General features: G+C 43.1%; 11 protein-coding genes, 4 tRNA genes and 1 other RNA gene. 11 read left to right on the forward strand and 5 right to left on the reverse strand.

Annotated elements, in window-relative coordinates; genetic code table 11:
- Positions 1 to 61 precede the first annotated feature (61 nt).
- The 5 genes from ssrA to efp form a co-directional block, all read right to left on the reverse strand.
- Positions 62 to 438, reverse strand: a transfer-messenger RNA (tmRNA) gene (gene ssrA / locus LBB20_03285).
- A gap of 8 nt (positions 439 to 446) precedes the next feature.
- Positions 447 to 520: transfer RNA gene (locus LBB20_03290), tRNA-Gly, on the reverse strand.
- Between the two features lie 54 nt (positions 521 to 574).
- The gene (locus tag LBB20_03295) at positions 575 to 1,789 is read right to left on the reverse strand and encodes a M23 family metallopeptidase (protein MDR2735831.1); all 1,215 of its coding nucleotides are present in this window, start codon (positions 1,787 to 1,789) and stop codon (positions 575 to 577) included.
- Positions 1,764 to 2,135, reverse strand: coding sequence for a dUTPase (locus tag LBB20_03300; GenBank protein MDR2735832.1), 372 nt, complete (start codon positions 2,133 to 2,135; stop codon positions 1,764 to 1,766). Before LBB20_03300 ends, LBB20_03295 begins: the two co-directional genes overlap by 26 nt.
- 73 nt (positions 2,136 to 2,208) lie before the next feature.
- The gene (gene efp, locus LBB20_03305; GenBank protein MDR2735833.1) at positions 2,209 to 2,766 is read right to left on the reverse strand and encodes an elongation factor P; all 558 of its coding nucleotides are present in this window, start codon (positions 2,764 to 2,766) and stop codon (positions 2,209 to 2,211) included.
- A gap of 112 nt (positions 2,767 to 2,878) precedes the next feature.
- Here efp and lepA point away from each other — a divergent pair, with 112 nt between their 5' ends.
- The 11 genes from lepA (at position 2,879) to LBB20_03360 (ending at position 12,832) form a co-directional block, all read left to right on the forward strand.
- A complete protein-coding gene (gene lepA / locus LBB20_03310) occupies positions 2,879 to 4,672 on the forward strand; it encodes a translation elongation factor 4 (protein MDR2735834.1) in 1,794 nt (597 codons plus the stop codon).
- Positions 4,673 to 5,278 (forward strand): hypothetical protein, encoded by a 606-nt coding sequence (locus LBB20_03315; protein ID MDR2735835.1) that lies wholly within the window; start codon positions 4,673 to 4,675, stop codon positions 5,276 to 5,278.
- 8 nt (positions 5,279 to 5,286) lie between these two features.
- Positions 5,287 to 6,504, forward strand: coding sequence for a class I SAM-dependent RNA methyltransferase (locus LBB20_03320; GenBank protein MDR2735836.1), 1,218 nt, complete (start codon positions 5,287 to 5,289; stop codon positions 6,502 to 6,504).
- 64 nt (positions 6,505 to 6,568) lie between these two features.
- Positions 6,569 to 7,318 carry a 3-oxoacyl-[acyl-carrier-protein] reductase gene (fabG, locus tag LBB20_03325; GenBank protein MDR2735837.1) on the forward strand — a complete coding sequence of 250 codons (750 nt, stop codon included), beginning with the start codon at positions 6,569 to 6,571 and terminating at the stop codon, positions 7,316 to 7,318.
- Positions 7,319 to 7,387: 69 nt separating this feature from the next.
- Positions 7,388 to 8,206 carry an ABC transporter permease gene (locus LBB20_03330; GenBank protein ID MDR2735838.1) on the forward strand — a complete coding sequence of 273 codons (819 nt, stop codon included), beginning with the start codon at positions 7,388 to 7,390 and terminating at the stop codon, positions 8,204 to 8,206.
- Positions 8,207 to 8,457: 251 nt separating this feature from the next.
- Positions 8,458 to 8,532, forward strand: a tRNA-Lys gene (locus tag LBB20_03335).
- Between the two features lie 20 nt (positions 8,533 to 8,552).
- A tRNA-Thr gene (locus tag LBB20_03340) sits at positions 8,553 to 8,628 on the forward strand.
- A gap of 6 nt (positions 8,629 to 8,634) precedes the next feature.
- Positions 8,635 to 8,710 (forward strand) — tRNA-Thr (locus tag LBB20_03345).
- 76 nt (positions 8,711 to 8,786) lie between these two features.
- The gene (locus LBB20_03350) at positions 8,787 to 9,200 is read left to right on the forward strand and encodes a YraN family protein (protein ID MDR2735839.1); all 414 of its coding nucleotides are present in this window, start codon (positions 8,787 to 8,789) and stop codon (positions 9,198 to 9,200) included.
- 94 nt (positions 9,201 to 9,294) lie between these two features.
- Complete coding sequence (locus tag LBB20_03355; GenBank protein ID MDR2735840.1) at positions 9,295 to 10,920, forward strand: hypothetical protein; 1,626 nt, start codon at positions 9,295 to 9,297, stop codon at positions 10,918 to 10,920.
- A gap of 175 nt (positions 10,921 to 11,095) precedes the next feature.
- The gene (locus LBB20_03360; protein ID MDR2735841.1) at positions 11,096 to 12,832 is read left to right on the forward strand and encodes a hypothetical protein; all 1,737 of its coding nucleotides are present in this window, start codon (positions 11,096 to 11,098) and stop codon (positions 12,830 to 12,832) included.
- Positions 12,833 to 12,862: the final 30 nt, after the last annotated feature.

The following is a 12,862-nucleotide window of genomic DNA, read 5'->3' on the forward strand; positions in this document are numbered from 1 at the left end:
GTAAATTGATAAGTAATGTTTTGTAAATCCTAATTTTGGTGATTGAGCTACATTTAAGCCCTGGTGGAGGTGGCGGGAATTGAACCCGCGTCCTGCAAAATTTCAAATGATGTGTCTACGCATGTAGTCGATAATCTGGTTCATTGGTGTGAATCCATCGACAAATTCACACCAACTAGCACACAGTCTAATTACATTATGGTCCTGGGTGCCCGGCCATAATGTTTCTCGCTGTTCACACACCGAGCCGGCTTTAGCGAGAATCGAACCGGTCGACGTGCCGCAATTAAGCAGCAAGTGCGACAGCTTCGTCACCGAAGTTAGCCGCTATGACATTATCTTTGCCATTTATATCTTTCGATGGATTTTTACGGAGCCAACCATCATCTCCGATACGCAACATCAATCTACGCTTCACAGTCGAAACCAAACACCCCCGATCAAAATGGTGCGGGCAGACGGAATCGAACCGACGACACCAACTTGGAAGGCTGAAGTTTTACCGCTAAACTATGCCCGCAATAACTATCGTTATAGTTTAGTTTGCTATGCCATGGTCAAGATTTTTCTTAACCTATAGCCCAAGCTTTTCTAGCGTATCCTTGATTCTATTCCCGATGACCGGCTGCCAGTTTCTTATGCTGAATAAATCTCTTTTTTCTGCCAAATCTTTGGTAGATTTTCTGTATTCAATAATTATTGTCTCACCGGCTTTGATCTTCTTTTTTATGTCCTGGCTATATTTTGGTGTAAATTTTTTTGGCAGGCCATACCAGGTCCACTCTATGTCCCAGGCTATCAAGCTGTTGGTTGGATCTAGCTTTTTGTCCAGTAGTTTGTTGTATTTTTCAACAAAATATGGTATTTTGTCCGAAAATGTTCTGGTGACGAATGCCGTTGGTTCCTTTTCCAGGACCGAGGCAATGCTGTTTCCATTGTTTAGTGCCCTGAGCATCGGGATAGGATCCGTGCCAATGAGATTTAATCCGTTCCATTCGCCATGGAAATTTTTATCATCGGGTCCATAGGTTTTATCATACCAGTTTTGAAAGCTATCTCGATTGCCTAGTTGCAGGTCGATTTCGAAGTGTAAATGTGCTAAATTTTTGTCTATTTTAAAAACATTTGATGTGGTGCCGATGGTACCGATGGATTGGCCACATTTTATAGGACTGCCTTGCTTGATATTATCCTGGATCTTGCTCAGATGGGCATAGAGTGAACAAATTTTGATGTCTAGACAGCTGTGTTCCACTATCACATATTTTCCGTAGCTGCTATTGGAAGTCTGGTTGTTTATATAGGCTACAACACCATCTTTGATGCATAGTACATTATCGATCGGATTGTTTGCTAAGTCCCGCTTGAACGACCTGATGTCGATGCCTTCATGGTATTTGGTGTTGTTCTCTCTGACAAACCCAAAGCCACCGGATTCAAATCTTCCTGATTCGGTGGGCTGCAGGTACTTTTCCGGGAAATCCATGTCTCTAAGAAAGCAACTATCCGTGGGCCAGGATAGAACAGCGATGGGTTTGGCTGTGCCATTAGTTTGTCGGCTTGGTGGGGCTGAAATTTTCGTGGTTACATCAGCCATTTCTGTGGCGAAAATACCCTGGTCCAGTTCGGTGACCAGGGATCTTGGTTTTGGCAATGGGGCCGTGTTTTGGGACGACACTTCTGTGGAATGCAACGAGTTATTGATGGCTGTGCCACATGAAGTCGCCAGTATACCCACCAGTATGAATAATACCTGGCTGGATTTAAATATTTTCAGAATCGTGTTCATTTTTTGTAACGTATCCAGAGTCCTGTCTCTGGTGATTTACTCGATTTTTCTTACAATAAATATCATAAAGGTCGTCGGAGGTCATGCCAACGGCCTGGGCCATTGCTATCAAAAAATGGAATAGATCTATAATTTCCACCCGGGCATTTTGTTCATTAAATACCTGATATTTGGCCCACCATTTCCACGGTACAGAGTCGATAAGCTCTGCAAGTTCTTGCTGCATAGCTCTTGAGTAATTTAAAATCCACTTTATTTTACCCTGTTCATCCAGAGCCTCGTTGTTAAGGCCGATCCGTCCGGTGAGTATGGTCTGCATCTCAAACATGTGATCCAATTTATCCATTTTTTTAAAAAATGGCTTTACGCCGAATTTTGCAAATAAAAACAATAGGACCTAGGAGATAAAAATGCAATCATCAAACTCTCCCGAGGTATTTACATTCATTGGTGCTGATTCGGATGATGTCACCATCTTTCACAAACAAAGGTACCTGTACCACCAACCCACTTTCCATCGTGGCAGGTTTTTGGGCACTGGAGACCGAATCGCCGCGTAGGCCTTCGGGGGAGCTGACAACCTTCATCTCCACCGAGGCGGGCAATTGTATTTGAACTGCTTTGTCATCAACAAATAATATATCGTATTCCTGGCCTTCGATCAGGAATTTTTTCTGCTCTTCAACTGTGGCTTTGGCAAGAACCGTGTATTCGTAGGTTTCAGTATTTAGGAAGTGAAATCCTTCCTGATCTACGTAGGAAAATTCTAGGGTTTTGGTGGAAACGTGGCAAAACTCAATGTTGTCCGTGGACCGAAATTTTGTGGTTGTTGAGGCGCCTGTGTGAAGATTTCTCATGGTTACCTGAACAAAACCAGCCTGACGGCCCTGGGTTCGGTGTAACATCTCCAGAATGAGATGCGGAGCCTCCTGGTATAATAATACACGCCCTTTCCTTATATCTGTTGGCGAAGCCATGACCATATAAATATTTATAACTGTTTGAAATCAAGCAGAAACTACATGGGCTGGTTGCCCGATTATCATTGCAAAATTAATTTCACATTTAGATTTGCTGGTCAATCTCGGAATGAATGACATAAAATTAATTCGCAATTTTTGTATAATTGCCCATGTGGATCATGGAAAAACCACCCTATCGGACCGATTATTGGAGCGTACCCACACGGTGCAAAAGAGAGAGATGCAAGATCAATTGCTGGATTCCATGGATCTGGAACGGGAACGTGGGATCACCATAAAATGCCATCCGGTGACCATGAAGTACCTGGATGGTACCCGGGAGTACATGTTGAATTTGATAGACACTCCGGGCCATGTGGATTTTTCCTACGAGGTATCTAGAAGTTTGGCCGCCTGCGAAGGGGCGCTGCTGCTAATCGATGTGAGCCAAGGCATAGAGGCCCAGACGGTGGCAAATGCTAACCTGGCCATGGCCCAGGGCCTTACCATAATTCCGGTTATAAATAAGATTGATTTGCCAAGCGCTCAGCCAGAACATGTTATTGCACAACTCGAAGATATTTTGGCCATTCCCAGAGAGGAGGCTATTTTTGCCAGCGCTAAATCTGGCATTGGAATAGATGAGATTTTAAGCAACATTGTCGAGCATATTCCCCATCCCAAAGGCTCGGAATATCCAAAAACCAGATGTCTTGTTTTTGATTCAATGTTCGATTCCTACCGTGGAGTCATATGCTACCTGAGGGTATTTTCTGGGGAGATCTCTGAAGGCAGCGAAGTATTACTGATGGGTAAAATTCAACAAGCCCAGGTCAAGGAGGTTGGTATTTTTTCGCCAAAGATGGTTAGGACCGGAAAGTTGGTGGCTGGGCAGGTTGGGTATATAGTGACCAGTATAAAATTGGTGACCGATGTGAAAACCGGCGACACTATTACCCTCAGCAAGGATCCGGCCGAAGAGATGCTGCCGGGTTATAAGGAAGTGCGGCCCATGGTATTCAGCGGCATATATCCCATCGATACTTCGGATTATGAAAAGCTTAAATCTGCCATGGCGAAGTTGCAATTAAATGATTCGGCACTGATTTATCAGCCGGAAAATTCGGTTGCCCTTGGCTTTGGATTTCGGTGTGGATTTTTAGGTTTATTACATATGGAAATCGTCCAGGAAAGGATTCGCCGGGAGTATAATCTTGACGTGATTTCCACCTATCCCAGCGTGGTTTATAGGGTAATGCGAACCGATGGTGTAATGATGGAAGTGGATAATCCATTGCATCTTCCAGATCCATCGACCATAGACTACATCCAGGAACCATTGATAATGACCACTATTCATATACCGAGCGAGTCCGTGGGAGACATGCTGGCTCTGATAACCGAGAAGCGTGGCTCATGCAAGAGGACCGAGACCGTTGATACCGGGAAGTTGATTTTGTGTTGCGAATTACCACTGAGCGAGATACTTGTGGATTTTAACGATAGGCTTAAAAGCATTACAAGAGGTTATGGCTCAATGGATTACGAACTTGGTGACTATGTGACCGCCGATCTGGTAAGACTTGATATCCTGGTTGCCGGCGATCCCATTGATGCATTTTCTTCCATAGTTCATCGGAGTAAATCCGTGGCCCGAGGGCGTGAAATGTGCGAAAAGTTGAAACAAATCCTTCCGCGACAACTATTTAGCGTTGCGATACAGGCGGCCATAGGTGGTACAATAATTGCCCGGGAGACGTTGAGTGCCATGAGAAAAGATGTGACGGCCAAGTGCTATGGCGGCGACATTTCAAGGAAGCGGAAGTTGCTAGATAGGCAGAAGGAAGGCAAGAAGCGTATGAAGCAAATTGGCAAGATTTCGATACCGCAAGATGCTTTTGTAAAAATACTTAAATCCTAGATGTTCGGAACCATACATGTGTTGGATTTTGAGGGTAATCAGGAATTCGGTGTTGTTGAATTTGGCATCGTTACCCTGGTTAACCTGGAGATATCTGGTTGTGTAGGAGTCGGATGTAGATCAAAATCCGGGACTTTTATCTCCAGAGATTTCCGAGAGCATTCCAGGATAAACAACGAGGCCGACGATGAGGTTGAGTTCAGTGACCATGTTTCGAAGTTCGTTTTGCTGCGTCGGTCAGGTATTTTTTGCGCCCACTCGTCGCAGACCGAAAAGTCCTTGCTTCGGAGTTACATGCCGACGCCTGGCCTGGTCTTAAGATTTTATGCCAGCGGATTGACCAGTTCCTGGGATCCCTGGATTGATACAAAGTTGCTGTACCGGAGGTGCTTCCCGAATATCAGGAATTATTCGTTGATGGCATTGATAACCAGGTGTAATTTGCGTTCGGCCTTGGATGAGGTTTCTGGTAAATATTGTCCGGTGTATAAATGTAAGCCGCATAACGCTCTATACGATGCTTTGGCTTCGGCGTTACTGTTGATGAACTTCATAAAAATTTCCAAAATTACTTCGTTGGTTGACTTGGTCGAGATTTGTCTGTGATTTGAACCATGAATCCTTCGCGAGATTTTGTTCCGGTACCGTTCGGTTATCACCAGGAGCTGGACCTGGTTATAGATAACATCACCAACCTAGGGCTGGGCGTTGGTCGGCTGGATGGCTGGGTGGTGATGGTCCCTGGAGTGGTTATAGGAGAAGAAGTTAGGCTGAGAATTTTTAGAAATCATAGGAATTATTCCGAGGCAGATTTGGTCCAGGTTATCAGACCGGCCAGGGAGCGTGTTTTGCCCAGGTGTCCGTTGTTTGGTCAATGTGGAGGTTGCCAGTATCAGCATATGAATTACGAAACGCAGCTGAGCCTAAAGACCAAGCAGGTCTGCGAATTATTCAGGAAGTTAGCCGGTGTTGAGGTGGTTGTAAATCCCATGGTTCCGTCGTCGAGAACATATAATTATAGATCAAAAATAACACCGCACTTCGAAAGACCTAGAAATGGCAAATGTAACCTGGGGTTTCTGAAATTTGGCAGTCGGCATAGTATCGTCGATGTGGACGCCTGTCCTATTGCCACCGAAGGAATTAATGCAGCCATTGGGCCGATGAAAGAAGCGGTTTTGGCAAAGGCAAAGACAAAAAATCACAAAAATGGTGGTACACTTTTGCTGAGAGAAGTGGCTGGACAGATTACGTCGGATAACAACGAGATCGTTATGGAACGGGTTGGCCTCCATAGATTTTATTTCAAAGCCGGTGAATTTTTTCAAAACAATCCCTATATTTTGCCAGAATTTGTAGAATTTATACTGACAAAGGCTGCCGGCAATGGGGCAGAGGTTCTCTTGGATGTGTACTGTGGTGTCGGATTGTTTGGCATCTGTGGAAGCAGTAGATTTGAGAAGGTGATCGGTATAGAAATAAATGAAGACGCAATAAAATTGGCCCGGAGAAATGCCGAGGAAAATCGAGTTACAAATGTGGATTTTGTCGTCGGTGATGCGGAGAAAATTTTTGAAACCGTTGGTTTTTCTGGCAAAACCTCTTCGGTGATTTTGGATCCACCGCGCAGCGGTTGTAGCCGCGGTTTTATTAACCAGTTGATTGCCTTTAGGCCAGGTAATATAGTCTACGTTTCCTGTGCTCCGGATAGCCAGGCCCGTGATATCCATCTGCTTCTGCAAGAAGGATATGCAATCACTGAAGTTCAGCCGTTTGATCTGTTTCCTCAGACCAGGCACATCGAGAATGTGGTTCTACTTAGGTTAGTCTGAGATTTATCTATGCCGGGTGATTGGATATTGACTGGCTAGGTTTCATCCTTATCAATGCAAATACATGTCAAGTTTGGCTTTTGCAGGTCGTGTTGCTGTGGTTACAGGTGCCAGTAGGGGAATAGGCGAAGGTATTGCCAGGGCTTTGGCTCGTGGTGGTGCCCACGTTGTATGTGTAAGCCGTTCTATGGCAAACTGTTCGAAAGTCTCGGATGAGATCATCGCCCTGGGAGGATCGGCCGAGGCTATGGCGGTGGATGTTTCAGATTCGGTTGAAGTGGAGAAAGCTTGTGGTATTTTGTTGGAAAAACATCCGGCGGCGGATATTCTTGTAAACAATGCCGGAATAATAAAGGATGCCATACTTATGCGGATGTCCTATGGGGATTGGGATGATGTGATTCGGACCAATTTGAGCAGTTGTTTTTTCTGGCTGAAGAACTTGATGAGGCCTATGGTTCAAAGGCGTTGGGGTAGAATAGTCAACATGTCGTCGATTGTAGGTAAAATTGGGAATTTTGGCCAGGCTAACTACGCTGCGGCCAAGGCTGGTCTGATTGGGTTAACAAAGTCAGCAGCAAAGGAAGTTGCATCCCGAGGTATATGCGTAAATGCAATAGCTCCAGGGTTTATAAGCACAGATATGACAGCCAGGTTGGATCAAAAATCCATCGATGACCTGGCTAGATTTATCCCGATGAAGCGTTTGGGTTCTGTGGAAGATGTGGTTCCGCTGGCGACATTTTTATGTTCCGAGGAGGCCAGGTATATCACGGGTCAGATTTTCACCGTTGACGGAGGTATGACCATGTGATTTTTTAGTGTTACGCCGGTGCGCACAGGCCCGGGACAAGTGCTGTAATGGACTGTAGTTGAAGTAGTTATGAAGTCAAAAAGTAAAAAAAATTGGTTACTATATATTTCTTTTTTTTATATTATTGGTGCGGTGTTGGTGTGTTTTTGTGGCCAGCGCTTTTTGAAATATACCTATTTTATGCAGGATTTAGACCTGGGCGCTGTTGCCCCCTGTGCGGAACATTTGTTTGGCACGGATATCTATGGACGTGATATGCTTAGTAGACTTTTGTATGGTGGCAAAATCTCACTGACCGTTGGCAGTTGTGTTACGTTGGTTGCCATGATCTTTGGCACATTTTACGGAATTGTCTCTGGCTATGCCGGCGGTATGGTCGATTTAATGATGATGAGATTTGTGGATGTACTCTATCCAATCCCATTGATTCTGTTAGTGATATTGTTCATGGTGTTTTTTGGCAAAGGCTATTTTATATTGTTTCTGGCCATGGTATTTGTTGAATGGTTGACTCCGGCAAGGGTCATAAGATCCGAGGTCATGTTACTGAAGGAAACTGGCTTTGTATTAGCAGCTAAATGTTTAGGCCAGAGCAGATTAGGCGTTATACGTAAGCATATTTTCCCAAATCTAGTTGGCCTGATAGGATCCTATGCGGCCCTGATGTTGCCAAGTGTCATACTGATGGAATCTTTTTTGAGTTTCATCGGTGTCGGGGTCCAGGCTCCGAGGAGTTCGATTGGACTGCTAATAGCCGATGGGACTCGCTATATGGATTCCTATCCCTGGCTGCTGACCATTCCCTGCCTGCTGTTTGTTTTTATGTTATTGTCGCTCAACATCATAGCAGAATCTATCAGTGCTAAAAGGTATAGATTATTTGTCTGACCGGTTGATTTTATGGTCCTGTGCAATGGTAATCTGCCAGGCATTAAACCCTGGGGTTAGATTTTGATTTTTTTGCCAAAGTAGTTGTGTTTCAATGTCTTCAATTTCATTTTTGGGTTTTAGAATGCTAACCTGGGTTACTAGCGGTGGCCCCGAACCGGTCTATTAATATGTTTAGCTGGCTAGGATAGTTGAAATGGTTGTTGACAGCCGAAGAGAGAGATATAGATTGCGGCGAGTTTTAGTTGATTGGGCTGGTAGCTCAATGGTAGAGCAGTGGCCTTTTAAGCCATTGGTTCTGGGTTCGAATCCCAGTCGGCCCACCAATCGATCAATGGCCTATTGTGCCGACTTAGCTCAGCTGGTAGAGCACCCGCCTTGTAAGCGGACGGTCGTCAGTTCAAATCTGACAGTCGGCTCCAGGGGTTGCCGGGATAGCTCAGCTGGTAGAGCAACGCATTCGTAATGCGTGGGTCGTGAGTTCGAATCTCATTCCCGGCTCCATTTGCCCGGAAGTTGATCCTACTGACTAGGTCTGATTGATTTGTTTAGTAACCTCGAGATATTTTATTTTTAATCCATGTTAATAAGTACCATAAGGTCACTGGTTAGGCCATACATACCAGCAAAGCTGACCGATGCGATGCAAATCGGCCAGGTGGGTGAAATTGCTGCCCAGAGGTATCTGAAAAAAATCGGCTACAGGATACTAAAAACCAATTGGCGTCACAGGAACTATGAGATCGATATCGTAGCTCTGAATGCTGAAATCCTTGTCTTTGTTGAGGTTAGGACGAGAAACCTGGATGCACTGGTAAGTGGCTATGATTCGATCACAAAAAAGAAACGAGAATCATTGAAGACCGTATTTAATGCCTACCTGGCAAAAGTTGGCCATGTAAAGCACTACAGATTTGACGTCATCGAGGTCACATCGAATGGAACCGACAACACCCAAGAGCTCAGACACTTCGAAAATATTCCACTCTGGTAGCAAACAAGCTTGCCTCTGAAATTACATAAATTCATTGCTAATACGGCTAAATTTCCTAAAATCTAACGCATTTTAGGGTTGGACTAAATGTATTATGGGTGTAGATAGCATAAATTTTGGCAATAACATACCTCAGTTTAATACATCTAAAACAAATCCAAACGAAAGCAACATCAAATTAGTCAATAATTCTGGTGGATTTCATTATTTAAAATTTAAAGAAGGTCTTGGTGCAGAATCAAAGGTTAAACACACGAATTTAGCTGATAGATCTGCTAAAGTATTGAATAGGGAAACGGCTGTGGAAGAAAACAATGATGTCGCTAAAAGTAGTGATGTTGACGATATCAGTAAGGTAGCCATAGGGTCCGCATCGGATAGGGTCGCAATTGCCAAGGGTTTGATGACAAAAATCGCCGAAGAAGACACGGTTCTGTCCGAAGGCAAAAATAGCCTGGCATCCCATAGAAAACCCGGTGACCAGGTTTGTATCCGGGTGCTACATGATCTGGTGAGTGTGGCTATGGGAAATGCGAATAATTCTAAACCTATTTTCAAGCGCGACGATCTGGAAAAACTGGTGTCCACATTCTGCCCAGATAAATTAGACATGTTTAAAAACATGCCGGCCACAGACACTGGAATATATAAAGCATTATTAGGGGCAATAAAGGAGGGAATGAATAACTATATACTTGACCAATCTAACCTGGAAATGAAAAATTTTAAAACTCCTTCGAAGGCCCAGTGCAGATCTCTTGAAAAAGTGATGTCATCAACACTGCAATCCATGTCCGGAACGGGCCGGACCGGCTATAAAAATATGACGATCTTTGGCCGGGAAGAAAGGCTGCGGACTGTTGGAAAGGTTTTGAAGTATATTGCTACTGCCATCTCCATTGCAAGCATTGCCACTTCGGTGGTATTGACTGGTGGAGCAATGCTCGGTGTTATCGGTGCAGTTAGTACAGGGGTAAGCATGTCGATCAGCATTAGCGCAAATTTAGCTCAGCTATCGTTTAATTGTGCCAGAGAGCAGGTGGAATTTGATACTAGAGCCACTGGTGAGGTGAAGATGAATGCTAGAATGCTTGTTTGCGTAGCTAGCTTTGTTAATATTGCAAAAGATTTTGTAAAAATTGCTCAATCGGTTGTGAATGTTAGTAAGAAAATTGCAAATACTAGTAAAAGAGTTGTGAATTTTTTTAGAAAAAATCCAACGGAACAGGAAGATGCTTCTGTTAGTAAGCCGGGTGTTATAGAGAGGTTTATAAACAAGGCCTATTCAGTCTTAGATACTAGGGCCAACAATCTTCTTTTGGCTTCCGAAATTGATTCAAAAATGCAAGAACTCACCGCAGGCTTTCCACCTGGTCCGGATACTCCTAACTTTGATATAAACTTTGCCAAAACCGTGTTGGAAACCATGAAAGGCAATGAGCAGATTGAAACTATTAACAATATGATTGCGGTATTCTCCGGAGTATTGAAAAAAGTACCTGAAGACCAGCTGGATACCTGCCTAGCCCAGATAAAAAGTATTGCGGATTCTGTTCTGCGTATGTCAATGCCCGAAGGACAGGAATCCGACGCTCACATCATGATGAAATATATTTCGAATCAGCTCGGCGATGAAACACTCATCAACGCTGACAGCTTAAAAAATGATATACAGATAATACTTAACAACTACGTAAATAGGCCGATAATAACCCAATAAACGAGTTTTTGCCTAGAAAAATATATTAAATATTTAAATAAATGCCAGCACTTCAAAAATGTCGCATTTCGATATTGACAACCATCATGTTTGCGGTTCCCAGGATGTCATAAATTCATTGCCAAGTTAATCCAATTTTTTAAGCTATTTAATCTTGGTATGAGTAGGTGACGCTATGGATAGAATTGGTACAAATAATTCGATGCCTCAGCCCATCGCTGCTACAGCAAATAAAAACGGTATTGGACATGTTAATGCCTCTAATTGTTCGTTTCATTTTTTGAAACTTAGGAAAGGCCTAGGTGGAGCACCAAATATTGAGACTTCACCTCTGGAGAATAAATCTGTTAGTAGTGCTAATAAAGCCAATTCCATGTTGATAAATTCCATGGACGATAAAGCAACCATAGCGAGGTCATTGATTAACAAAGTTAAGGAAGAGGAATCAATTTTGTCCAACGGTAAAAATAGCCTAACCTCTAGGAGAAAACCAGGAAGCCAGGTATGCTTGAAGGTATTATCAGATTTGATCGCCGTGGCCGAGGCAAATGGTAATAAAAATCAAGTCTTTTGCAATAAAGACATGAAAAATTTGATAACCATATTCTGCCCAGATAAGCTCGGTGTGTTCGAAAATATGGATGTTACATCCGAGGGTCAAATGAAAGGAATCCTTAACGAAATAAAGAATGGGATAAATGGTTATATAGGTGTAGATAATGCACTTCCGGAGCGTGTTCCTTCAAAATCCCAGTGTAAATCTTTGGAAAATGTGATGGCGTCAACCTTGCAGTCCATGTCCGGAGTTGGTAGGACCGGTTACAAAAATATGACTATTTGTGGCCGGAGTGAAAGACTGGCGACCATAGGTAAGGTATTGAAAGTGATTGGTTCTGCTGTGGCTATTGGTGCGATGGTTACCGCAGGGGTGCTATCCGGTGGCACCTTATTTGCCATTGGAGGTGTAGCCATATCGTTAAATATTGCCGTTGGCGGAGGTGCTGCACTTGGAGGGTTGGCTGTTTATCTAGCCGGGTCCAATACAGAACTTAATGCAAGAGCCAATGCTGATATACCATTTAAGGCAAGGCTGATGTGTACTTTGGCCAATGCTGCCAGCTATATATCGGTTGTTGGGAGTATTTCCCACATAGTTGCAGAATTTACCGACATAAATATCCCACTGCTGGGGACCGTAGTTTCAAAGCTGGATAATTTATCGAGAGTGATTACTTATGCTGCTGAAATGAGCATACAAATTCAATCATTTATGGCTATGGTAAAAGATGATCTTTCTATTAATAATAAGTATAAGCCAGAACTTGACATTGATTTTAAAGAGATGCTTGATGCTCTTAAAAGTAATGATTCAAGCAGGATTGTTAATAAAATATTTACAAAATTTTCAGGAATATTAAATGAAATGCCGGATGATAAGATGTGCGTATATTCTGATAAAATGTGTGATATATTAGAATCGATTTCACACTTTGTTGTGTCGACAGATAATGCAACAAAGGTAATTGGTGGTGAATTGCAACCCAATATACTTAGCCAGTCCGGTCATTTTGCTGAAGTAATAGAAAATGCCGTGGATATGATGAATACTTTTAATGAAATTGTTGCTAATAATACCAAATCTGGGACCCTGGATGGTGGAAAGGATTTATTTAAAGATATATTTTCAATCCTTGTCCTTAACTCTATTGAAGGAAGTACTACGATTAATATCAATATTGATGTTGGTAGTTATGCAAAGAAAAATAGTGAATTTAAAAACGTCCTGACTGCTTTTGACTCTAAAGTAAAGAGTAAAATAGAAGCAAGAAACTTCAATGCTCCGGGTAGTTGGTCTAATTTGTCTATGTTCCTGTCCAGAGCGTTAGCTACCTGCCCATTGGATAAAAATTGAAAGACTGCAGCTAATCCATCGAAAACATGG

It is taken from the genome of Puniceicoccales bacterium (genome assembly GCA_031283585.1).
Taxonomy (GTDB): domain Bacteria; phylum Verrucomicrobiota; class Verrucomicrobiia; order Opitutales; family LL51; genus JAIRTH01.

Bases quoted from the DNA above. Each gene is read 5' to 3' on its own strand.
- LBB20_03295 (MDR2735831.1), bottom strand. From the start codon at position 1,789: ATGAACACGATTCTGAAAATATTTAAATCCAGCCAGGTATTATTCATA.
- LBB20_03300 (MDR2735832.1), bottom strand. From the start codon at position 2,135: ATGGATAAATTGGATCACATGTTTGAGATGCAGACCATACTCACCGGA.
- efp (MDR2735833.1), bottom strand. From the start codon at position 2,766: ATGGCTTCGCCAACAGATATAAGGAAAGGGCGTGTATTATTATACCAG.
- lepA (MDR2735834.1), top strand. From the start codon at position 2,879: ATGAATGACATAAAATTAATTCGCAATTTTTGTATAATTGCCCATGTG.
- LBB20_03315 (MDR2735835.1), top strand. From the start codon at position 4,673: ATGTTCGGAACCATACATGTGTTGGATTTTGAGGGTAATCAGGAATTC.
- LBB20_03320 (MDR2735836.1), top strand. From the start codon at position 5,287: ATGAATCCTTCGCGAGATTTTGTTCCGGTACCGTTCGGTTATCACCAG.
- fabG (MDR2735837.1), top strand. From the start codon at position 6,569: ATGTCAAGTTTGGCTTTTGCAGGTCGTGTTGCTGTGGTTACAGGTGCC.
- LBB20_03330 (MDR2735838.1), top strand. From the start codon at position 7,388: ATGAAGTCAAAAAGTAAAAAAAATTGGTTACTATATATTTCTTTTTTT.
- LBB20_03350 (MDR2735839.1), top strand. From the start codon at position 8,787: ATGTTAATAAGTACCATAAGGTCACTGGTTAGGCCATACATACCAGCA.
- LBB20_03355 (MDR2735840.1), top strand. From the start codon at position 9,295: ATGGGTGTAGATAGCATAAATTTTGGCAATAACATACCTCAGTTTAAT.
- LBB20_03360 (MDR2735841.1), top strand. From the start codon at position 11,096: ATGGATAGAATTGGTACAAATAATTCGATGCCTCAGCCCATCGCTGCT.